Source organism: Hyphococcus aureus (genome assembly GCF_042643165.1).
GTDB classification, from domain to species: domain Bacteria; phylum Pseudomonadota; class Alphaproteobacteria; order Caulobacterales; family Parvularculaceae; genus Hyphococcus; species Hyphococcus aureus.
On the sequence record NZ_JBHRSH010000001.1, the window covers coordinates 1,821,160 to 1,843,172 of the forward strand.

At 59.1% G+C, this 22,013-nt stretch carries 21 protein-coding genes; 11 read left to right on the forward strand and 10 right to left on the reverse strand.

Going from position 1 to position 22,013, the window contains the following annotated elements:
• Together ACFOOP_RS08950 and ACFOOP_RS08955 are read left to right on the forward strand one after the other, a co-directional pair.
• On the forward strand, nucleotides 1–1,143 hold the full coding sequence (locus tag ACFOOP_RS08950) for an alpha-hydroxy acid oxidase (protein ID WP_379880571.1): 1,143 nt from the start codon (nucleotides 1–3) through the stop codon (nucleotides 1,141–1,143).
• A 79-nt stretch (nucleotides 1,144–1,222) separates the two neighbouring features.
• On the forward strand, nucleotides 1,223–2,062 hold the full coding sequence (locus tag ACFOOP_RS08955; protein WP_379880572.1) for a glycosyltransferase family 2 protein: 840 nt from the start codon (nucleotides 1,223–1,225) through the stop codon (nucleotides 2,060–2,062).
• Here the strand turns inward: ACFOOP_RS08955 and ACFOOP_RS08960 are convergent.
• The 3 genes from ACFOOP_RS08960 to cutA all read right to left on the reverse strand — a co-directional run bounded on the left by ACFOOP_RS08960 (nucleotide 2,059) and on the right by cutA (nucleotide 4,826).
• The gene (locus ACFOOP_RS08960; protein ID WP_379880573.1) at nucleotides 2,059–3,300 is read right to left on the reverse strand and encodes a glycosyltransferase; all 1,242 of its coding nucleotides are present in this window, start codon (nucleotides 3,298–3,300) and stop codon (nucleotides 2,059–2,061) included. The two genes, ACFOOP_RS08955 and ACFOOP_RS08960, sit on opposite strands and share 4 nt — an antisense overlap.
• A 578-nt stretch (nucleotides 3,301–3,878) precedes the next feature.
• Nucleotides 3,879–4,361 carry a peptide-methionine (S)-S-oxide reductase MsrA gene (gene msrA, locus ACFOOP_RS08965; RefSeq protein WP_379880574.1) on the reverse strand — a complete coding sequence of 161 codons (483 nt, stop codon included), beginning with the start codon at nucleotides 4,359–4,361 and terminating at the stop codon, nucleotides 3,879–3,881.
• A gap of 126 nt (nucleotides 4,362–4,487) precedes the next feature.
• Entirely contained in the window at nucleotides 4,488–4,826 is a 339-nt protein-coding gene (gene cutA, locus ACFOOP_RS08970) for a divalent-cation tolerance protein CutA (protein WP_379880575.1), read from the reverse strand.
• Between the two features lie 88 nt (nucleotides 4,827–4,914).
• Between cutA and queC the strand changes: the two genes are divergently transcribed.
• Nucleotides 4,915–5,631: a 7-cyano-7-deazaguanine synthase QueC gene (gene queC / locus ACFOOP_RS08975; RefSeq protein WP_379880576.1), complete on the forward strand. Its 717-nt coding sequence runs from the start codon at nucleotides 4,915–4,917 to the stop codon at nucleotides 5,629–5,631.
• Nucleotides 5,628–6,806, forward strand: a complete 1,179-nt coding sequence (locus ACFOOP_RS08980) for an MFS transporter (protein ID WP_379880577.1) — start codon at nucleotides 5,628–5,630, stop codon at nucleotides 6,804–6,806. The genes queC and ACFOOP_RS08980 overlap by 4 nt, the downstream gene beginning before the upstream one ends.
• 151 nt (nucleotides 6,807–6,957) lie before the next feature.
• On the opposite strand, the gene ACFOOP_RS08985 is transcribed toward ACFOOP_RS08980, so the two are convergent.
• Complete coding sequence (locus ACFOOP_RS08985) at nucleotides 6,958–7,125, reverse strand: hypothetical protein (RefSeq protein WP_379880578.1); 168 nt, start codon at nucleotides 7,123–7,125, stop codon at nucleotides 6,958–6,960.
• 34 nt (nucleotides 7,126–7,159) lie between these two features.
• Here ACFOOP_RS08985 and ACFOOP_RS08990 point away from each other — a divergent pair, with 34 nt between their 5' ends.
• Nucleotides 7,160–9,430, forward strand: a complete 2,271-nt coding sequence (locus ACFOOP_RS08990; protein ID WP_379880580.1) for a DUF305 domain-containing protein — start codon at nucleotides 7,160–7,162, stop codon at nucleotides 9,428–9,430.
• 95 nt (nucleotides 9,431–9,525) lie between these two features.
• On the opposite strand, the gene ACFOOP_RS08995 is transcribed toward ACFOOP_RS08990, so the two are convergent.
• Complete coding sequence (locus ACFOOP_RS08995; protein ID WP_379880581.1) at nucleotides 9,526–11,796, reverse strand: CHASE2 domain-containing protein; 2,271 nt, start codon at nucleotides 11,794–11,796, stop codon at nucleotides 9,526–9,528.
• Between the two features lie 163 nt (nucleotides 11,797–11,959).
• Here ACFOOP_RS08995 and ACFOOP_RS09000 point away from each other — a divergent pair, with 163 nt between their 5' ends.
• The 5 genes from ACFOOP_RS09000 (at nucleotide 11,960) to ACFOOP_RS09020 (ending at nucleotide 16,006) form a co-directional block, all read left to right on the forward strand.
• On the forward strand, nucleotides 11,960–13,096 hold the full coding sequence (locus ACFOOP_RS09000) for an ABC transporter permease (RefSeq protein WP_379880582.1): 1,137 nt from the start codon (nucleotides 11,960–11,962) through the stop codon (nucleotides 13,094–13,096).
• Nucleotides 13,093–13,881 carry an ABC transporter ATP-binding protein gene (locus tag ACFOOP_RS09005; protein WP_379880583.1) on the forward strand — a complete coding sequence of 263 codons (789 nt, stop codon included), beginning with the start codon at nucleotides 13,093–13,095 and terminating at the stop codon, nucleotides 13,879–13,881. The genes ACFOOP_RS09000 and ACFOOP_RS09005 overlap by 4 nt, the downstream gene beginning before the upstream one ends.
• Nucleotides 13,882–13,899: 18 nt before the next feature.
• Nucleotides 13,900–14,820, forward strand: a complete 921-nt coding sequence (locus ACFOOP_RS09010; RefSeq protein ID WP_379880584.1) for an MlaD family protein — start codon at nucleotides 13,900–13,902, stop codon at nucleotides 14,818–14,820.
• A gap of 1 nt (nucleotide 14,821) precedes the next feature.
• Nucleotides 14,822–15,439 (forward strand): ABC-type transport auxiliary lipoprotein family protein, encoded by a 618-nt coding sequence (locus ACFOOP_RS09015; protein WP_379880585.1) that lies wholly within the window; start codon nucleotides 14,822–14,824, stop codon nucleotides 15,437–15,439.
• Nucleotides 15,440–15,529: 90 nt separating this feature from the next.
• Nucleotides 15,530–16,006 (forward strand): hypothetical protein, encoded by a 477-nt coding sequence (locus ACFOOP_RS09020; protein WP_379880586.1) that lies wholly within the window; start codon nucleotides 15,530–15,532, stop codon nucleotides 16,004–16,006.
• 6 nt (nucleotides 16,007–16,012) lie between these two features.
• Here ACFOOP_RS09020 and ACFOOP_RS09025 read toward each other — a convergent pair whose 3' ends face one another.
• The 5 genes from ACFOOP_RS09025 to ACFOOP_RS09045 all read right to left on the reverse strand — a co-directional run bounded on the left by ACFOOP_RS09025 (nucleotide 16,013) and on the right by ACFOOP_RS09045 (nucleotide 20,941).
• The gene (locus tag ACFOOP_RS09025; protein ID WP_379880587.1) at nucleotides 16,013–16,612 is read right to left on the reverse strand and encodes a YdeI/OmpD-associated family protein; all 600 of its coding nucleotides are present in this window, start codon (nucleotides 16,610–16,612) and stop codon (nucleotides 16,013–16,015) included.
• A 44-nt stretch (nucleotides 16,613–16,656) separates the two neighbouring features.
• A complete protein-coding gene (locus ACFOOP_RS09030) occupies nucleotides 16,657–17,064 on the reverse strand; it encodes a response regulator (protein WP_379880588.1) in 408 nt (135 codons plus the stop codon).
• Complete coding sequence (locus tag ACFOOP_RS09035) at nucleotides 17,061–17,507, reverse strand: sensor histidine kinase (RefSeq protein WP_379880589.1); 447 nt, start codon at nucleotides 17,505–17,507, stop codon at nucleotides 17,061–17,063. Before ACFOOP_RS09035 ends, ACFOOP_RS09030 begins: the two co-directional genes overlap by 4 nt.
• Nucleotides 17,429–18,448, reverse strand: a complete 1,020-nt coding sequence (locus tag ACFOOP_RS09040) for a histidine kinase dimerization/phospho-acceptor domain-containing protein (protein ID WP_379880590.1) — start codon at nucleotides 18,446–18,448, stop codon at nucleotides 17,429–17,431. Before ACFOOP_RS09040 ends, ACFOOP_RS09035 begins: the two co-directional genes overlap by 79 nt.
• Before the next feature lie 78 nt (nucleotides 18,449–18,526).
• Nucleotides 18,527–20,941, reverse strand: coding sequence for a hypothetical protein (locus ACFOOP_RS09045; RefSeq protein ID WP_379880591.1), 2,415 nt, complete (start codon nucleotides 20,939–20,941; stop codon nucleotides 18,527–18,529).
• A gap of 251 nt (nucleotides 20,942–21,192) precedes the next feature.
• On the opposite strand from ACFOOP_RS09045, the gene ACFOOP_RS09050 reads away from it, so the two are divergent.
• Nucleotides 21,193–21,960, forward strand: coding sequence for an ion transporter (locus ACFOOP_RS09050; protein WP_379880592.1), 768 nt, complete (start codon nucleotides 21,193–21,195; stop codon nucleotides 21,958–21,960).
• Nucleotides 21,961–22,013: the final 53 nt, after the last annotated feature.

Below are 22,013 nucleotides of genomic sequence, written 5' to 3' on the forward strand. Positions count from 1 at the left end.
ATGACGAAACTGTTCAATGTTCATGATTATCGCAAGGCGGCGAAACGGCGCCTGCCGAAGCCGATCTTCGATTATCTTGATGGCGGCGCCGATGACGAATGGTCGCTGCGCAACAATACAAGCGCATTCGACAAATATGAGCTTTGGCCGCATCAGCTCTCCGGCGTTGGCGAGATCAATTTGGCGACGAGATTTTTGGGAACTGAGCATCAATTGCCGGTCATGCTCTCTCCCACCGGCATGACCCGGCTTTTTCATCATCACAAGGAACTGGGCGTCGCCCGCGCCGCGTCGGAAACGGGCTACGCCTACAGCCTGTCAACGGTCGGCACGGCGAAGATGGAAGACATCGCCGAAATTTGTAAGACGCCGAAGATTTTTCAGATTTACGTGCATCGCGACCGCGGCCTGACGCATGAGTTTGTCGAGCGCGCTAAAGCCTCGAACTATGATGCGCTTTGTTTAACGGTGGATGCGGCGGTTGCGGGTAATCGCGAACGCGATTTCAAAAATGGCTTCTCCGTGCCGCCACGCCTGACGCTCGCAAGCCTGGCCAGCTTCGCCGCACACCCGCACTGGACACTGAATTTCCTGCGCGAGCACGATTTCCGGTTCATCAATGTCGTTCACCGTGTGGATGCGATCAGCAGCGGAACGCTCGGCGTCATGAAATATATCAACAGTCAGCTCGACCCATCGATCTCATGGGATGACGCCGCCGAGATCGTCGCGCTCTGGGGCGGGCCGTTCATCATCAAAGGCGTCCAGTCGGCGGAAGATGCGGCGCAGGCGGTGGAAATCGGCGCCAGCGCCCTGATGCTGTCCAATCACGGCGGCCGCCAGCTTGAAGGCTCCCCGGCGCCCGTCGATTGCGTTCGCCCGATCCGCGACCGTGTGGGGGACAAGCTTGAACTCATTGTCGATGGCGGGGTGCGCAGGCCAGGTCATTTGATCAAAGCCTTGTGTCTTGGCGCCAACGCCGTCTCCTTCGGGCGGCCTTATCTTTATGCGCTGGCGGCGGGCGGCGAGAACGCCGTGAAAGCCTTCCTCACGTCTTTCAAGGAAGGTCTGAAACGGGATATGGCGCTGCTCGGGTGCGCGGACGTTCAGGTTCTCGATGAACGCTTTTTGCGGTCGGCATAGAGCGTCGCAGTCGTGATGAATGTCATCAAGTTGGAATATTCGCCGCCTAAGGAAACCTATACGGGTTTGAGAGGTGGCAATGGCGCTAGAACAAGGCGAAGGCTGGACCGTCGTTATCCCTTATTATAATGAGCGAAGTTTTTTGGCGGCGACAATTGCTTCGTTGAGGGAGCAAACTGTGCGGCCGCTACGCCTCGTTCTCGTTGACAATGCATCGACGGACGGATCGGTGCAGGTTGCACGCGCGGCGCTCGCCGAAGTGGATGGCGTCGATGTGACGTTCCTCCATGAAGCGACGCCGGGACAGGCGGCGGCGTTGGAACGAGGCATTGCAAATGCTTCGACACGTTTCACTGCAATCTGCGACGCAGATACGATTTATCCGCCGGATTATCTGGCGCGGGCGCAGACGCGTTTTGACGCTGAGGGAGCGCACATTGCAGCCGTGCTGGCGACAGCGCTTTACAACAGGCCGGATAGCGCGGACAGCAGGTTACGGCGTCTGAAAATGCGGATTGCGCCCCAGCTTTTACGTCGCCAATGCCATGCCGGAGGGTACGCACATACGTTCCGAACTGACGCGCTGAAGCGCGCCGGCGGCTACTCACGGAAAATCTGGCCGCATTTGCGCAAAGACCATGAACTGATCCATCGCGTCTGGAAACAAGGGCGCGTTATTCACGACCCTTCGCTTTGGTGTCTGGCGAGCGACCGCCGCAGCGCGGCGTTGCAAAAGCGCTGGACGTTATTCGAACGCCTTCTCTATCACGCGACGCCGTTTCAACTGAAAGACTGGTATTTCTATCGTTTTCTCGGCCCCCGCATGGCGGCGCGGGCGCATGACGAATTGAAATTACGCGAGCGCCCCTGGGAAAATGAGGGAGAAAAAATGAGTCACAGAATGAACGCAACGCGCTAACTCGCCTGCGCCTGCGAGCTATGCGGTTGTTCCAGAAGGCCAGAGAATTCTTGGCCTGCACGTTTTCTCAACGCCGCCGGGTAAATTTCGAATACGAGTTTTTCAAATGTTTTGGGCCAGGAGAAGTTTTCCTGCGCATGCGCGCGGGCGCGCTCGCCCATCCCGGAAAGACGATCCATCCAAACCGCTGCGATATTGGCGCCCATGGCGTCGGCGTCTCCGCACGGGCCGAGACGGCCAAGCGACGGTGGCACACGGTCGAGCATGGCGCCGGCCCTGACCCCGACAACAGGGAGCCCTGCGGCCTGCGCTTCAATGACGGAAATGCCGAAGGTCTCATTCTCCATCGCCGACACATAGATGTCTGCAGAGGCGAAATAAGAGGCGAGCGTTTCCCTGTCGTCAACAAAGCCGGGGAAATGAATATTCTCGTCTGCGCATTCGGCCATCAGCGCGAGCCGGTCTTTGCCGTCGCCAAGCATGACGAGGCTTGCGTTCCAGCTTTGCGGCAATTTGCGGAATGCCTCCACGAGCATGCGCGCTTTCTTCTCATGGTCGATGCGGCCGGCATAGATCAGCAAAGGCGTCGCAGGTCCGGCGCCAAGCTTGGTGCGCAACGCATCGCAGCGTCGCGCTTTAGTGAAGAGCTTCGTATCGGCGCCGAGGGGGAGGATGAAAGGGGCATCGATCCCGAGCGCGCCATAATGTTCGGCTGCGATCTGTGTCAGCGTGTAGAATGCGTCGAAGCGTTTATAGAGACTGGACGCGTAGCGATAGGCGAGACGCTTGACCTGTCGCGCAGCGTAGGCGCCCGCACGCGGCGCCAGATAGCGCTCTACATAAACCGTCGGAAAGTCCGTGTGATATCCCGCGACCAGCGCCGTTTGCGGATTGCGCCGGCGGTAATAGAGCGATGTCCAGGGCAGGTTATAAGCGTCCTGACATTCGATCAGATTTGGCTGCGCATATCGCAATGCCTCCAGCACCGCGTTGGTGCGCAACAGCAATCTGTAATTCGGACTGCCAGGCACTTGCGGCGACGCGATCTCAATCGTTGTGGCGCGTCCGTCCCGGGTGATTGCGTCGCGCTCCCCGGGCACGATAAGGCAGTGGTTCGCTTCAGTGCGGTCAAGAATGAACCGGCGTTTTTCAAGCAGGTAGGTTTTTACGCCGCCGCCCTTTGCGGCGTAGGATTGGGTTAAATCGCAGAGCGTAAGCGACGCCGGATGTCCTGACACAAAAATTACGCTCCGCCTGATCTTCGCGACCCCCTTTGTTTTTCTGGCGTCAGCGGCGCCCGGTCTTCAAGGAAAGTTTTTGTGACAAAAGCGTACCTGTTGCATTTGTTGTGAACGGCATGTTTTTTTTCAGACCGCTCCGAGGACGGAATAAAGCAAGAGAAGCGATGGCTTTTCGCACTCAGTGTTTTTCGCATTGTAGAAAAAGACGCATCCCGTGCGCGCTATAAAATAGGCGCCGGTTTTCACGCAACTGTCATACGCCGCAGGCAAAATACTCGTGACGAATCGAGTGGGAGACGCGCGATGTTTCTGAAAAGAACCCTGGAGCGAATTGGCGATGTGTTGGGGCTCGCCATTTTGTTGACAGGTCTTCTGGTAGGCTCGAATCTTCTTCGTGGGAGGATGCGCAGCGCGCCGATGAAAAGGCGCGCTGCGGCGCCAGGCGCGGCTTCTGCGCGCCACGCCCTGAAACCTGCACTCTGAATTACAGTTGAAACAGAAAGGCTGCGGGCGCCGTTCGACGGCACCGCGGCTTTTCGGTGGGTCAATCTGATGTCGCGTCAGCGCGTCACCGATTAACGCGGCGCGATGTGACAGGCGCCGCCGCCATTTTTCTCGAAATATTGCTGGTGATATTCCTCCGCCTTCCACCATGGGCCTAGCGGCTCGATCTTGGTGGCGATGGGGCGCGGGTGACGGCCGGACGCGTCTTCGGCTTCGCGCGAAGCGAGCGCCGCTTCGCGCTGAGCGTCGTTAAGGGTGAAGATGGCGGTGCGGTATTGATCGCCCACATCCGGGCCCTGGCGGTTGACCTGGGTGGGGTCATGGCTCGCCCAGAAAATCTCGAGAAGCTTTTCATAGGAGACGGCGGCCGGATCGAACTCGATCTTCACGGCTTCCGCATGCCCGGTGGTCTTGGCGCAGACCTCGCGGTAGGTGGGATTTTCCTTTTGCCCGCCTGTATAGCCGACCTCCGTGGCGACGACGCCATCCGTGTCGCGAAAGACCTGTTCAACGCCCCAGAAGCAGCCGGCGGCGAATACAGCAGTCTCAGTCATACAAAGTCTCCAGCCTGTTTTGACTGAACATAAAGGACCGAACCGGCGGGCCTGCAAGTCCTCATCACAGCTTTGTGGTCCCTCTTGCTCAAGCGGAGCAGGGACAGGTGACGAAAAGGGCTCCGGCTAAGAGTGTTTACCCGGGGAGACCGCGCGCGTGATCCAATCGAGGAAATTGGCGCTGGAGCCTTCTGCGGCGACGGGCAGGGCGGCGACGCAAGGCTCCCCATAGGGATGGAGCGCGAGAATCCGGTCCCGGGCGGCATTGGCGGCGGCAGCTGTCGTCTTGACGATCAGCGGGGTTTCAAGCCCTATCTCGACCTTGCCTTCCCATTCGTAGACCGAGCGCATTTCGGCGTGAATATTGACGCAGGCCGCGAGCTTTTCCTCCACAAGGGCGCGGGCGATTCGCGCCGCGGTCTCGGCGTTAGGCGCGGTGACGTAAAGAAAAACGATCCCGGACATGATCCGTCCTCCCATTGCGGCTTTGGCGGCTCCAGCCTAAACAGCCATCAGCAATATGGAGCGCGCCATTCTTGCGCGCCAGGATAGCATGCGTACGCTTGATAACACCCGCGCCCTCGTTTTGTTTTCCGGTGGGCAGGATTCGTCGATTTCCCTCGCCTGGGCGCTCGACCGCTACAAGCATGTGGAAACCGTCGGCTTCATTTACGGCCAGCGCCATTCTGTTGAGCTTGGCGCAAGACTGACCGTGCGAAAGGCCATCGCCGATGCTTTCCCCCGCTGGGCGGGAAGGCTCGGTGGGGACACGCTGGTGGATTCGCGCGGCCTCAACGACCTTGGTGAGACCGCCATGACCCATGAGACCGAAATCGTCCTTGGCAATGACGGATTGCCAAGCACCTTCGTGCCGGGACGAAATCTGGTGTTTCTGGCGCTCTCGGGCGGGCTCGCTTACCGGCGCAATCTCGGCGTTCTCGTCGCAGGCATGTGTGAGGCGGATTATTCCGGCTATCCCGATTGCCGGTCCGACGCGCTCGCCGCGCAGCTTGAAGCCTTGCGGTTGGGCATGGACGCAAATTTTGGACTGGATACGCCGCTGATGCATATCGACAAGGCCGAAAGCTGGCGTCTTGCAGAGCGGTTGGGCGGCGCGGCGCTGGTCGATATTGTCAATGAGCACAGCCACACCTGTTATCGCGGCGTGCGCGCACGGCGTCACGATTGGGGCTATGGCTGCGGGGAATGTCCCGCCTGCGAATTGCGCGCCAAGGGCTGGGCCGGTTATCGCGGCGACGAGGCCAATTGACCGCAGCCTCTCACAAAACCGCCGGACCGCTTTATGCGTTTTACTATGGCGGCCAATTCATCCTGCTCGGCTTTCAACTGCCGTTCTTTGCGGGCTGGCTCACGCTGAAAGGGTTTGATCCCGCCGAAATCGGATGGATCACGGGCGCATCCTTGATTGCGCGGCTTTTGTTCGGGCCCTTTGTCGCCTATTGGGCCGATCATCAAAGCGATGAACGCCGCTCCCTGCGCATCGTGACTTTTTTCTTCGCGCTCAGCGCAGCGGTGTTGATTTTCGCGCCAGGCAAATTGTTGATCGGGGCTGCGGCGGCGCTGATGATGTGGTGCTTCGGCCTTCTCGTGCCGCTGACCGATACGGCGGTGTTGCGCGCCGATCGCAATGGCTGGCTCCATTACGGACAGACGCGTGCGGCGGGGTCGGTGTTTTTTCTGGCGACTAATGTCCTCGGCGGCGCCTTGCTGGCTGGCGCGGGCGTGATTGCTGTTGCGCCGGCGATGGCGATGGCGGCGGCGTTTGCTTTCGCGATGACCTTTATACTGCCTGCAGGCGCCGGCGGGCGAGGCGGCGCGAAGCCCGTTTCCTGGCGGGAGGCGCCCAAGCTCGTCTCCAATCCGGCGTTTCTGATCGTGCTCGCCTCCGCAGGACTCATTCAGGGCGCCCATGCGGTTTATTACGCCTTTTCATTTTTGCGGTGGGAGCAGCTTGGTTATTCAACGCTTGTCATTGGCTGTCTGTGGGCGACGGGCGTTCTCGCGGAAATCTTTTTGCTGGCGCGCGCCCGCGGGCTTGCCAAACGCTTCGGCCCGGCGACCTTGCTGGCCGTTGGCGGCGCGGCGGCGGCTTTGCGATGGACGGTGATCGCGCTGGAGCCGCCTTTGCCGATCCTTTTCGTTGTACAGCTTCTCCACGCGCTGACCTTCGCCAGCGCCTATCTCGGCGCCATTGAATTTCTCGACCGCGCCGCGCCGCTGCGTCTCGTCAACACCGGCATGACCATCATGTCGACGACAGGCGTCGGCGCTGTCACCGGCGTCGCCACCGTTATCGCCGGCTATGTCTGGGATGGCGCGGGGCCGGCGGCGGCGTATTTCCTGATGGCGGCCATGGGCGCGCTCGCCTGTTTCCTCGCGCTGTTTCTGCGACGCGTGTGGCATGGCGGAAAGCTGTTTGAGTGAAGACGCGCCGCCGTCAGCGATAGCGGCCTGATGCGCATTTTTGTCCATTTGAGAGTTTGAGGCGTCTTAATAATATAAGGCGGTTTTCCGGTCTGCGGGAAATCGTCGGACGCCGCCCCGCGTCGACGCATTATAATGAGGCAGGGGTTAATCAGTGGGGAAAAATCAGTCCGGCGTTCGCCAGCACAGGACAATCGCATAGGAGCAAATCAATGATCGCATGTCTTTCGTCTTGTAGACGACGGCTTAGTTTTTTTTGCGCCAGCGCCAGCTTGCTCGGGCTGTCGAGCGCGGCAATAGCCCAGGGACCGGTCATCATACAGCCGGGCGCCCCGGGGCAGGCCGCCCGCGAATTGAGCGCCGATGATGCCGTGAAGATCGCCGACACCAGCTATTCGGCGGACGACGTTAAATTCATGCAGGACATGATTCCGCATCACTATCAGGCCGTGGAAATGGCCGAACTCGTCAAGGACCGCACCAACCGCCAGGAGCTGATCGATGCTGCGGGGCGCATCAACGCCTCTCAGGCCGATGAAATCGCTTTCATGCAAGGCTGGCTGCGCGAGCGCGGGGAGACGGCGCCTGATCCGAAAGCGCACAGCATGCACATGTCTCATAAGATGATGGGCATGGCGACGCCGGAACAGATGAAAGCCCTCGCCGCCGCGAAAGGAACCGACTTCGACAAAATGTTCCTGACGCTGATGATCACGCATCATGAAGGCGCGGTGAAAATGGTCGATCATCTTCTGTTGCAACCGGGGTCCGCCTATGACCCGGTGCTCTTTGACTTTGTCAATGAAGTCAAAAACGGACAGACGACCGAGATCGAGCGTATGAATGCGCTGCTTGCGGGATTGTCCGCCGATGCGCGCGTCGGGCTGAAGCCCGGCTATCATGATGCTGGCGAAGCGATCAACAATATGGAGCTTGTGGTCGCGTTGCCGAAACCGCCCGGCTTTGTCGATCCGAAAAACCCTGCCGGATTGCCCCCGGAGTTGCCGGCAAAGGAAGGCGAGAAAAAGAACGCACAAGACAATGATGAGACCGAATGGGGCGAGCGTTCGCCGCTATTGAGCTTTTCCAATACGGATATGGCGTTCGCCGGAGATGTGCTCGTCGCCGGGAATTATCACGGCTTCAATATTTATAAATTGCAAGCGGACGGCGCGCCGGAACTCTTCAGTTCCATCGTCTGTCCGGGCGGGCAGGGCGATGTTTCCATTGTCGGCGATCTTCTGATCATGTCAGTGGAGCAGACCCGCGGGCGCATAGACTGTGGACTACAGGGCGTCGCCGATGATGTGAGCGCCGAGCGCTTCCGCGGGTTGCGCATCTTCGACATCAGTGATCTCGCCCGACCCGTGCAGGTCGGACAGGTTCAGACTTGCCGCGGATCGCATACGCATTCGGTTGTGTCGCGCCCCACAGGCAAAGGCGGTAAGATCATTGTCTATAATTCCGGCACATCTTCCGTGCGTAATGAAAAAGAGCTTCCCGGTTGCATCGGCGCCATTCCCGGCGACAACCGCACCGCGCTTTTCCGTATCGATGTGATTGAAATTCCCGTCGACGATCCGTCCAAGGCGCGCATCATCGACAGCCCCGCCGTATTCGCCGATCCGGAAACCGGACAGCTTGCGGGTCTGTGGCAAGGGGGCGATCATGGCGACGACACACAGACCACCAGTCAGACCAATCAGTGTCATGACATCACCGTGTTTCCGTCGCAAAAAATTGCGGCGGGCGCCTGTTCCGGCAACGGGATTATTTTCGATATCTCCAATCCCCTGAAGCCGAAGCGCATCGACGCCGTATTGGATAAGGGCTTCGCCTATTGGCATTCGGCGACATTCAACAATAACGGCACGAAAGTGCTGTTCACCGATGAATGGGGCGGGGGCTCCCGGCCACGCTGCCGCGCCGCCGACCCTAAAGAGTGGGGAGCCGATGCGATTTACGACATCGAAGACGGCAAGCTGAAATTTCAGAGCTATTACAAACTACCTGCGCCGCAGGCGGATCAGGAAAACTGCGTCGCCCATAACGGCTCTGTCGTGCCAGTGCCGGGCCGCGATATTTTCGTGCAGGCCTGGTATCAGGGCGGCGTTTCGGTGATGGATTTCACCGACTCCGTGAACCCGGTTGAGATCGCCTATTTCGATCGCGGGCCGCTTCATGAAAAGAAACTGGTGCTGGGCGGTTACTGGTCGACTTACTGGTATCGCGGCAAGATTTACGGCACAGAAATCGCTCGCGGTCTCGACGTGCTGGCGCTGACGCCGAGCGAGTTTCTGACGGAGAACGAGATTGCGGCCGCCGCGCTCGCCGATCAGGGCGCAATCTTCAATCCGCAGGATCAGTATCCGGTGACATGGCCGGCGGAACCTGTCGTCGCCCGAGCCTATATGGATCAGCTCGCGCGCGATGAAGCGCTCTCAGACGCCGTGACCGGCGATCTTAACGAAGCGCTCGATAAAGCGGACGCCGCACTTGAAAAAGGCGGGTCCGACAGAGCCGTCGCGTCGAAGCTGAAATCGCTGGCGGGCAAACTCGGCGATGGCAAACGTCAGGCGGCGCTCAGTGAAACCCTGAATGGGATTGCGTCGCGGTTGAGATAACGACACGTGCATCATGCAAAAGGGCGGCTGAGATTTCTCTGCCGCCCTTTTTTTTGTTCTTGTATTGAAGAATAACCTTGGAAGGCTTTGGCTGTTCAAACTCCTGCCGTGTGCGCGCCGTCCCAACCTTGCGGGACACCCTTTTCGGCGAACTGCTTGATACGCTCTTCATAGATGTCGAAGAGGGCGATCTTGGCGCCGGGGGAAGACTTCGCTTTTTCAAGGCTCGCGCGCGCCGCCGCCATGTCGCCTGAACGATAGGAAGCGAGCAATTGCCGGTGCGCATCATCAAGGGCGCGGAATGCCTTTGACGATTTGATGAATGGGTTGCCGATCAGCGCATAGAGGCTGACAGGCCGCGTCTCGCCACGCAGTTTCAGCTTGTCGAGTTCGAGAAACGCGAAATGATGATGGGTTTCTTTGTAAACTTGCTCATCACAGATCATCGCCGGTCCGTAAAATTCTGATTGATTGCGCAGGAACGTGGCGCGATCGACGGCGGGACCAACGGCCGAATAACGGTTGTTGCGGCCATGACCCATAGGGCCGACAAAGCATGGGCCGGTGGCGATGCCGATGGCGAGATGGATCTGGAGCCCACGCGTGCGTGAGGATGCGTCGAGGTCGGCGTTGACCTTGTCCATGCTTTCAATCAGCCGCAGCGCAGCGGCGCAGCCCGCCTGCGCATGATCGGCGCTTTCAAGCGGCGCATTGAAATAGGCGAACAACCGTCCGCCCTCTGCCTGGTCCGCCGCGCCGCCGGCGTCGATGATCGTCTGACGCAGATCGAGCGACGCCGCCGCCAGCAGCTTGGTGATGTCGTCGGGCAGGTTCTCCATGGTGCGCAAATCTTCGTCGGCGATGCGCAATTCACAGGCGAGCACCGTAATCTCCCGGCGCACACCCTTTAACAGCTCGCTGCCGGCGTCCTCGCGCAAGCGCTTCATCGCCGGTTCAGGCAAGGTGTCATGGAAAGAGCCGCGCAGATTGTCGTCGCGCAACACGCCGCCGATGGACTTGCCGCCCGCAACCGAAAAGGCGCCGAGGAAGAGCGCTATGGCCGGCGGGATCGGATTGAGCAACAGATCGCCAAATGCAAATGCGCCATAGGCGCCGAGCATCAGAATGACTGAGACCAGTGCGGCGAAGCCCGCCGCCTGCCAGAACTGAAGCCGTTGCGCCGTCATGATCGCAGCGGCGCCAAACAGCATAACCGCAAGCGCTTCCACATAACCGGCCCAACCCGGTCGGGTCGGCGCCTCTCCAGAGAGAATTTGCGCCGCGGCGAGTGCGTGAGCTGCAGCAGGGGAGATTGATCCGCGGGCGGTGCGCACCGGCGCCCCAAGCTCCGTATCCAGACCAATGAGCACGACCGTGTCTTTCAATTGCGGATTTGATCCGGCGATCGTCGCGGGCGCGCCATTGAAACCGGAAAGCAGGCGCGACGCGGAGGTCGTGGGCGCGGCAATACTTTTCGGCAGATATAATCGAAGCGATGTCGTTTCCGACACGGGCAACTCGTGCTCGCCGAGTTTCAGGCTGTGCACGGTGCGACCCTGTGCGCTGGCGGCGGAAGCTTGGACGATAGCGGTCACGCTGGCGTCGCCTTCGGCGAGCCGTGCGGCTTCAAGGGCGATGGACGGCGCCGGCCTGTTATCGAGCGACCATAGAAGCGGCGTGCGGCGCAAGACGCCGTCACTGTCCGTCGCCAGCGATGACACCGCCGGGCGGGCGGCCGCAGCGAGGTCGGGATTGATGGCGTAGAAATAACGGGCGGCGGGAAGGGCCAGAAAATCCGCACCGCTGGCGCTGAGCCATCCTGCATGCTGCGTGTCGGTGCGCTGAAACGCGGAGGTGCGGTTCGGGTCCGACGGAGCGGTGAGGGATACGGCGACGGCGCCGTCAACATTTTTGAAGGCTTGCGCGAGGCGCTCATCCGTGCGGGGCAACAGCGCGAGTTGCTGGGCGAAAACCTCGTCCCGGGCGCCCGAAAGCCAGAACTCGCCAATTGTTTCCGGTGATAAGGGGTCCGGTGCATCCACAGCCTCAGTCAGGACAACGCCTTTGGCCCCGGCGGCGTTCGCCGCTTCCACAAGCCCCGCCAGCACGGTGCGCGGCCATGGCCAGGGACCAACGGCATCGACGCTCTCGCGGTCGATCAGGACGAGGTGGAAGTTTTCCACAGCTTCGCCGTCAGCCGGGTCAAGCCGTTGAAAATAATCAAAAAGACGCTCGCGCCAGCGGGCGTCGGGCGACTGGGCCCCGGCCAGCGTCCCGAGCGCGATCACGGCGAGCGCGCCGGTGACCACCAGGAGCGGCAGCGCAGTCAGCCACTGAAACGGCTTGGAAAACATACGTTTGGTCAAGAACGACCCCTTCCACTCAACCCGAAATACGGCTTAGGCCTTGCGCCAGCGCTTGCAAGCCTTTCTTCAGGATGAATTTATTATCCTGCTTTAAACCATAACACTGCAAGGGGCGGGCCTGTTTACGCTGATCGGCGACCAGCCCCTTAAGGAAGCGTTAACCATGGCGGATTCGGCGGCGCATTTCGACATAGATATGTCGCAGGGAACTTTAAAACTGGTTCCGTGGGGCGATTGGCGTGCGCGTTTTCTGGGCGCCCTCGACGATGATCTTCGCGATTTCGCCGATGATTCGATTGGCCGCGATCTGGTGATCGACATGTCCCATGTGGACCGGCTCGATACAGTCGGGGCGATGATGCTGCAGCGGACCATGCATTGCTGCGCCAATCGCGGGGCGGCGTCGCAATTCACCGGCGCCAATGACGCACAGGCTGCGCTCCTCGCGCAGGTCGAGGGCCATTTGCAGCCCTGCCATGTGGAAATGGCGCACGGCAATCCGTTTCTCGCGGTGGTCAACCGTCTCGGCAAGGGCGTCGCTGACGCCTATTACGCCGCGCTTGAAGTCATGAGTTTTGTCGGCCGCACCCTGTCGACGGCGGGGCGCGTTCTGGTCCAGCCGCAAAAGATGCGCTGGACGTCCACCGTCTACCACATGGAGGAAGCCGGGCTGAACGCGATGCCGATTATCGGGCTCATGTCCTTTCTGATCGGCGCCGTCGTCGCTTATATGGGCGCGAAAATTCTCAGCATGTTCAACGCCGATATTTTTACGGTGGAGCTTGTCGGCATATCGGTGCTGCGCGAGTTCGGCGTTTTGTTAAGCGCGATTCTGATCGCCGGCCGGTCCGGCAGCGCATTTACGGCGCAAATCGGCTCGATGAAAATCCGTGAAGAGATCGACGCCATGCGGGTGCTTGGTCTCGATCCCATGGAAGTGCTCGTGCTGCCGCGCGTGATCGCGCTGGTGATCATGCTGCCCATACTGGCGCTGATTGCGGCGGTGCTGGGCGTTGTTGGCGGCGGTCTTGTGGCGGCGACGGCGATGGATATCTCTCCGGCGCTGTTTGTTGCGCGCTTTCAGGAAACAATCGTCATCAATCACTTCTGGGCGGGGCTTATCAAGGCGCCGTTCTTCGCGTTTGTGATTGCGATCATCGGATGTTTTCAAGGCATGGAAGTGGAAGGCAGCGCTGAATCACTCGGCCAGCGCACAACCCTTTCCGTCGTGCAGTCCCTGTTTCTTGTCATCGTCATCGATGCGTTCTTCGCCATGTTCTATCTGGAGATCGATTTTTGACGGATCAGACGAAAGCATATGATCACGTCATCGAAGTCAAAGGACTGAAAACCCAGTTCGGCGACTTTGTCGTGCATGAAAATCTCGATATCAATGTGCGCTCGGGCGAGATCATCGGCGTCGTTGGCGGATCTGGCACGGGCAAGTCCGTGCTCATGCGCGCCATTATCGGTCTCAAGCGGCCAAGCGCCGGAACCGTGCGTGTTTTCGGTGAGGATTACTACAAGGCCGACGACAAGGCCCGCGAAGCGATCGAGCAACGCTGGGGCGTTCTGTTTCAGGGCGGCGCACTGTTTTCATCGCTCACGGTCGCTCAGAATGTCATGGCGCCGATCAGGGAACATCTTAACCTTTCTGACGAATTGGCTAAGGACATCGCCGCGCTGAAAATCTCCATGTCCGGCTTGCCGGAGGATGCAGGCGCGAAATATCCCTCGGAGCTTTCGGGCGGCATGAAGAAGCGGGCGGGTCTTGCGCGCTCGCTCGCCCTCGACCCTGAAATCGTCTTCCTTGATGAGCCCACGGCCGGCCTCGACCCCATTGGCGCGGCCAAATTTGACGAGCTGATCGTAAATCTCAAGGAATCCTTAGGGTTAACAGTGTTTATGGTCACTCATGATCTTGATACGCTGCATGCGACCTGTGACCGGGTGGCGGTGCTTGCTGAAAAGCGGGTCATCGCCTGTGGACCGCTCGACGAAGTCCGCAAGACCGACCACGCGTGGATACAGGAATATTTTTCAGGGCCCAGGGGCAGGGCCGCGCTCGCCGTCAAGGCGAGCTAGGGGATGAGTTAGAGTTCAGTGGAAACGCGTGCGCCATATGTGGTCATCGGGTCGGTGGTGTTAATCGCCATCGCGCTCGCGTTTTACATCATCATTCAGATGTCGCAGACGAGCAGCGAATACGATCAGTATGACGTGATCTTCAAAGAGCGCGTTTCGGGATTGTCCGTCGGCGCCGCTGTGCGTTTTAACGGCATTCAAAAAGGTGAGGTGGAAACGCTCTCCATCGATCCGGAAAATCCTTCGATCGTGATCGCGCGCGTGCGCGTCGACAAGGATACGCCCGTTAAAACCGACACCAAGGCCGAACTTGAATTTGTCGGCTTCACCGGCCTCGCGATCATCCAGTTTGTCGGCGGCAGCCGCGACGCACCGCTTCTGAAAGAAGTGAGCGATATGCGGGTGCCCCAGCTTTCTGCGGACACCTCCGGCCTCGGCGCTTTTCTCGAGGGTTCCGGCGATGTGCTCGCCCAGGCGAACCGCCTTCTTTCCGATGACAATATCAATGGCGTTTCCAGCATCATCTCCAATGTGGAGACCCTGACCGCCGCCTTCGCCAATAATGAAGACGACATCACGGCGACGCTGAAAAATCTCAACACCATCACCACCGATCTTGCGCAGGTGACGTCGAAACTCGACGCTGCGGCGACGACCCTGCAGACCTTTATGGAAGAGGATGCGCAGGGCGCCATGGAAGACGTCGAAGCCCTGTTGTCGGAATCGCGTGCGCTCGTGACGGATCTGCGCGCCATTACAAATGAGAACCGCGCCTCGATCCGCGTGTTTGCTGATCAGGGGCTCGGCCAGGTGGCGCCGGCGCTTGGCGAGGCGCGCCGGTTGATGCGCACCCTTGACGCTGTGCTGCGTGAAATTGACCGCGACCCCAATGCCTATTTCTTCGGCGAACGTGCGCCGGAATATGCTGGAGGCGATTGATATGAAGATGCTGTTGAAAAGCTTCGCTCTCCTTTCTGCGGTTCTCGCGACGGCTTGCGTTTCGATCCTGCCCGAAGCGGCGCCGGCGAAGCCGCGTTTTCATATCGCCGCCGCTGACGGGGATGCGCTGGCCGGTGAACCGTTGGCATTTTCTCTGGTCGTTGACGACCCGCGCGCGACGCGGGTTTACGATTCGGTACGCATCGCCGTTTCCGCCGCGCCAGGCCGGATCGAATATCTTCCCGGCGCCGAGTGGGCTGACCGCGCGCCGCGCCTGTTCCAGACAGCGATGGTCCAGACGTTCGAAGACGCCGGACGTATCCTCGCCGTGGGCGACCGCGTCGCCATTCCCGTCGCTGATCTTGTTCTGCAAACAGACATTCGCCGTCTTGAGGTCGATGTGGAAGGCGCTGACGCGGCCGTCGTGTCCGTTTATGCGCGGCTTTCCAACGGCAAGGGGACGGTTTACGCCGCCCGCAAATTCGACGCCCGTGTTTCTGCAGCATCAACAAAGCCCGATGCAGTATACTCGGCTTTCGAAATGGCCTTCGACCAGGTCATTACAGAGATTGTGGCGTGGACGTTTGACGCCGGCGCCGATGCGCGCGCCAACGTGTGATCTCACGCCTGAACCGGAATTCATCTCTCTTCATTAGACTTCGCCGCGCCGCGCGCTTAACTTGGGTGTACGCTTAAAGGAGCTGTCCCCATGAAGTTTGCGATGTCATTGTCGAGCGCCGCCCTGTTGTCACTGGCCGCCTGCGCCCCCGCTAACGATCCGGAAGAAGACACTGGCGCTGTGGTCGTCAGCGAGGGAGAGGAGATGGTGATGCCCGCGCCGCAGGAGACTGACTGTCCGGTGATTGAAAGCCGCAACTGGTCGGCCTGGGTCAATGCGATGCCGGGGCCGGACGCCAAATTGACATTGCATGTGACCGGCGACGTGGACCTGCCGACGCCGGGTTATGAAGTCTCGTGGCGCGAAGGCATGGCCGACCGCAGCGCGACGCCTGTGCAGCGCCTGATGCTGACCCTCACGCCGCCCGAAGGCATGGTTACGCAGGTCATCACGACTGAAACCGTCACCTATGAAGGGCCGGCGCTGACGAAAACCTATGGCGGCGTCATCGTGATGTGCGGCGGCGCGCCGCTCGCGACCATCGATGCGGTCGTGACAGCGCAATAGCGCGCTTCAGCAATTTTTGTATTTGTCATTGAGCCCGGCGCCGGCGACGATCATGGGCAGGATTTTCTCCAGCCGGCGCTCTTTCGTGGCCGCCTGCTTGGCTTCGGCGATATATTCCGCATATTCGCGCTGCTTGCCAGGCGTCAGCTTTTCAAACGCCGCGCCCGCGCGTTTGTTTTTGGAAAGCGCGGTTTTCAACTCTTCGGGCAGCACCAGCACGCCCTTGGGTTTCGGCTTGATCTCTTTGCCAGCCTTGGCGAGGCTCACCGCTTCCTTCACATAAGTTTTGACGAGCGCGGGCTTGATGTCTTTTGCGTCATGCATACGCCACTGGCGCTGTGCTCGGGTCACGCCTTCCTGTGCGTTGATCAGGACTTTTTGGGTGTCTTTCAACAGGGCGCCTTGCGGGAACCAGAGGCAGAAGTGATTTTTGAACGCGGTCAGGCCGACAATATGTTTGCCGTCAGCCGTGTAAAACGGCGAACCCCATTTGAGTTCTTCCGTCAGGCCGGTTGAGAGCAACAGCTTGCGCAGGGAGAGTAGTTCTTCACGCCATTTGTCGGCGTTCTTGAAATAGGCGTCAGGGGTTTTCTTGGCGGTCATCATTACGCCCCATAACTAATCTTGCCTACAACCGCATAATCGCCGGGTTAGTGGACTGCCGTTTTCAACCAGAAATCGAGAATGCTCTTTACGACAGCGGTGCTCATATCAAATCCGATGGGTTTGACGACATAGGCGTTGCAGTTATTCTGATAACAGTAGTTTATGTCGCTTTCATCGTCTGATGTTGACATCATCACGACCGGCATTCTCATCAATGTTATGTCTGACTTGATTTTGACAAGCGCTTCGCGCCCATCCATGCGGGGCATCTTGATATCCATGAGAACAAGGTCGGGCGTGGCGGAGGCGAGACGATTTAGCGTATCCTCTCCGTCTATTGCGCGGATGATTTTGATGTTGTTCGAGTAGAGCTCGATAGCCTTTTCGATCGCAATCGCGTCAATGTCATCGTCTTCAGCCACTAGAACTGTTTTACCTTCGTCACGCCTCATGGAAGCTCCCTATTGTCGACTTCATCAGTGGGGACCGAAAAGCAGAACCTAGCGCCTTCCGCATAGTCTTTGTCAAGCCAAATGGCGCCGCCGTGACTTTCGATGATTGCCTTGACGAGCGGCAGGCCGATGCCAACGCCGTCATATTCACTATCGTGATCATGTAAGCGCTGCATTGGCTCAAAAATTTTCTCTGCGTGTCGTGCTTCGATACCGATTCCATTATCCGCAATCGAGAAGGTGACTTTTTCCGCTTGGCGTTCCGATGAAATCGTGACGACCGGCGCATTGTCGGGCTTTGAATATTTCAGGCTATTGGCGATCAAATTGGCGAACACTCTACGTATCAATTCAGGGTCGGCCTTTATAGCGGGCGTTTCCTTGATGATAATGTCGGCATTTTTGCTTCTATCTGTTCGGACATATCGGAGATCGTTTCGCATAGGATGGCGTTCACATCGACATGCTGGAGACGGGGTGCGCGAAATCCCGTTTTGGTGAAATCGAGGAGACTCGAAACCAGGACATTCATCCTTTCGGCGACGCCCTTGATCTGGAGAATATAGCCTTCGACTGTTTGAGGCTCTTTCATATGTTGTCTGGCCATATCGGCAAGCAACGCGATGCGTCTCACTGGTGACTTAAGATCGTGCGAAGCAAGCCCGGCAAATTGTTGTAAAGCAAGGTTCGAGCGGGAAAGGTCAGCGTTGCTCTTATGCAGAGCCTTGTTTTTGTAGCTGATTGTTGTTGCTTGACCAATCAATCCATTCAGCGTCACGCTGAAATATATAACGCCAAATGCGATCAAGGCGAAGATCACCTGCAATTGCAGGTAACTCGTCTTGGCGAGGTTCGTAAGACGGTCAATAACTACGCCGCTGACAGTGTTCATCGTTTTGTTGATTTCTGCGAGTGCGAAATCATCTGTGTAACGTACGGCGTTATCCATATCTCTTGCGGTGTCGCCGTCCTCAGCCATTGAGGAGATTGTCTCCAGCCTGTCGCGATAGGCTGCGATCATTTTACGCGTATCGGTCAGCGTTAGCGACAGGCCGAGCGATTGCGCGTTTTCTTCAAGGTTGTCGATGAGCGTAGTGGCATTCTCTGCGTTGCTCCGTGCGGCTATGTAGTAGCGCTCTTCAGCCGGTCGAAGGAGGTAGTTTTTGAAATTATGGATCAGGCCGCCATAGCCGATCTCGTTTTCCAGCTCCAAGCTGATCGAGTAAGTCTCGGTGAGGAGATCTCGTAGTTCGGCGCTGCGCTGTTGTTCATGGCGAAGATAAAGCAATTCGATCGCCACAATGCCTGCAATAAACAACACGACCGCTTTCCAGATGAAGCTCATATTGCGTGGCAGTCTAATGCGGTGAAGTTTTTCGCGCATGATTTACACCCAAACCGGAACAGGTTTCATTTATGCGCCGCCATTTCTCCGCCCTCACAGCTGGAGCGGCGTTCGGCATCAGGCAAAATACCCCACAGTCGCGCCAATTAACAGATAGACCCGGCCAAGCGGTGAGGAGAGGTATTCTTCCAACTCCTCATCGGCGGTCTCTGACGTAGTGGCGTCTTCCAGCAATTGCTCAAACCCTTGCAGGAAGTCATGAACGCCGTTTTCGAAATTACGGTCGCGGCCGGATTCGGAGCGAATGCGGCGTTTCACATCGGCTTCATTCAGGCGCAGAAGGCGATTGGCGTAGACATTGCGATCGCCGCGATCGAACCGCTCCTGAAGCGCAGGCGGCGGATCCCCGTAAAGACGTGTTTCGAGTTCCTGCGTGAAATCCTGCAGGCTGGCAATGATCCGGATGGCATTGTCGGCGGCGCGCTGCGCGGCGTCTTCCGCTTCGGTCTGCTTTTTTGCCGCCTTGCCGAGTTCGAGCGGCGCGCTGTCATCGGCGGCGTCGAGTATTTCTTTCCACGATACATCGCTTTTCAGGCGCTTGCCCGGCGGCGAGACGGCGTCCTTGCCGAGCGTCAGCGGCTGGTCTTTCGGCTGCGCCTGCTTGCTTGGGCGGCGTTCGGCGATATCACGCGCCAGTTCATCAAGACGCGCGGCGCCGCCGCCATTGGACTTATTCGTGGTCTGTTGCGGGGCCGCTTCCGCTGGTTTTGCGGTGAGGGGCGGCTCCTTGCGCTTTGCAGCGGGCGTCAGATCGAGAGTCTCTTGCGCCTGCTTCTCAACGTCGTCTTTTTCTTTGTCGGCCGTCGCCTTGCGGTCTTCTTCTGCGGCCTTTTTCTTTTCGGCCGCCTGACGGTCGGCGCGGGCCTGCATTTCATTTTGCGCTTCGGCAAGGCGCGCCGCCGCTTCCTGTTCGCGCAATTGGGCTTCGGCGAGGCGCGACAGGCGGTCGGTTTGCGATGCGATGGCCTCAGCCAGACGATCGGCGCGTTTTCTTTGTTCGTCGATCAGGGATTCAAGCCGCGCATTTTCCGTTTCCAGCGCCGCGCGCGCCTCGGCGAGGGCCTGGTTGCGTTCTTCGATGCGCGCGGCTTCGGTTTCCGAGAATTTCATAGCGTCTTCCGAGGATTTGCGTGCGCGTTCGCTGGCGGCGGTGACATCATTGGATGCTTTTTCCGCCGCTTCGCCGGTGCGGCGCGCGGCTTCGGTGACGTCTTCGGCGGCGCGGGTCGCCTTCGCGGCGCCTTCCGCCGCGGCGGCGAGCGCGTCAGCGGTGGAGCCGGAGATGTCTTTCAGCGCCTTCGACGTCGCATCCTGCACACGCATGGCTTCTTCGTTCGTTGCATCGACGGCGCCGGTTGCTGTGCGCTCGGCCTCAGCCCGCGCCGCCTCAACGGCGTCATCAGCTGCTTTTTTCGCTTGCTCCACGGCGGCGCGCGCAGCCGCGCCGATATTGGCGGCGTTGCGGGCGGCCGATTCCGCAGCGGCGTCGGCGGCGGCTTTGGCTCGCTCGGTCGCGCCGCGGGTTTCTTCCGCGGACTGATCGACTGACGCTGCCGAGGCGCGCATGGATTCATCCACATCGCTCAGCGCGTCACGCAAAGACTCAAAGGAATTGAAAGCGCGCTCCGCAGCCGTCTCAAGACGATGCAGGCGTTCGTCGAAATCCTGTTCGGCTTGAAGCGAGGTCGATTCCGCTGACTCAAGCGACGAGATCGCCGCTGTCGCTTTTTCCGCAATCGCTGCGGCAAAACTGTCGGCATGGGCGTTGAGGCTTTCGGTGAGCTCCATCAGCCGCGAGCGTTCATCGGCGACACGGCCCGCCGCGCCAGTCGCCCTGGCTTCAATAGCCTCGCCGGCGATTTCGATCGCTTCCACATGCTGGCGGATCATCGCCTCCACCGAGGCGAGGCGGGAGAGGGCGCCGTCCAATCCCTGATTGAGGGCGTTTACATGTGTCTGCACCACGGCGCCGACGGTTTCGATATTCTGCGCGGCCGTGACGTCCGGCGTCACGAAGCGCTGCGCCGCGACGGCGATCGCTTCGGCGGCGCGGATCATCTCCATCAGTCTCGAAACGGCGTAGCCAATGAACAACACCAGCGCCGGAATGATGAAGGCGAACAGCACTGTCTCAACTTCAAAAGCGCTGAGCGGGTTCCATGGCCGGTCAACGCCAGTCAACGCCGTCAATTGTTTATGAGCGAACCAGTTGCCGAGCGGCAGACCCACAAGGGTTGAGAAGAAGACGAACACCGCCGTCATGCGCGCGGCGTGCCAGATCTGGCGGCTGCGCGCGTTCCATCGCTGCTCGTTGGACGTGAAATAAATCAGCCCGCCATCGCCGTCTGTTGCGGGGTCGCGGCCCTCCGCCTCGACTATGCCCTTGAAGCGCATGCGCCGGGCGCTCTCGCCCGTCTCATCGCCTTCGGGGTTTTCATGGTCTTTGTCGAGATCGCTCACGTCTTCGCTCACCTCACGGGGGCTCGCCCCAAATGCGCCGCAAACGCCCCGCATAGCTGATTTTGTGAAGCCAGCCAATCATTTGCGGCCAATTGCCGGAAGATCGGCGGCTTTCCTTTTAGCAATGATTGCGCAACCCGAAGCCTGAGAGAAGGGCCTTGCTGTTCCAGCGCTTTCCGGCTGGCGCAGAATCCGCCTAGCAAGGACATGAGGGAAGCTGACCGGGTTTTCCCCAATTGGTGCGATTAAAGGCCTGCAGACGGATGACGGAACCGAAACGAACGTCCTTACAGCGTTTTGTGGAAAGTTCGGCTTTTCAGGCGGTGGTTTTGAGCCTGATCATCATCAACGCCGTCATTCTGGGTGCGGAGACTTTTTCCGCCTTTGAGGGCGCCCCGCTCCTTAAAATCATCGACCGCATCATCGTCTACGCCTTTGTTGTGGAAATCGGGATGAGAATCATCGCGTGGCGCGGCGCTTATTTCCGCAATGGCTGGAACCTCTTCGATTTCCTGATTGTGGCCATTTCGATCGGCGCCGCGACGTCAGGGCTTGCGGCGCTTCGGGCTTTCCGGGTTTTGCGGGTCTTGAGGGTGATCACGGTCATCCCGCGCATGCGGGTGGTGGTCTCAGCGCTCTTGGATTCGATTCCCGGTATCGCGTCGGTCGGGGTCGTTTTGGCGCTGATCGTTTATGTCTTCGCGGTGATCGCCGCCAATCTTTACGGGCCCGACCATCCGGAACTTTTCGGCGATGTGTTTCAGGCCATGTACACCCTGTTTCAGGTGATGACCCTGGAAGGCTGGCCGGATATCGCTTCGCAGGTCGCCGAAACCCATGAGCGGTCATGGATATTTTTTCTGACCTTTGTGATGATCGCCACCTTCACGATGCTCAACCTCTTCGTCGCGATTGTCGTGCGCGTCGTCGAGGAGGATTCAGAGCCTGTAGTCGATGACGTGCTGGAAAATCAGCGTGCGATCCTGAGAGAGATCGCTGCGTTGCGGGAAGAACTCGCGCGGCGCAGTTAATCGTATGCAACAGCAACATGTTTGCGATCACATTTGATTGTTCTGGAGCGTAA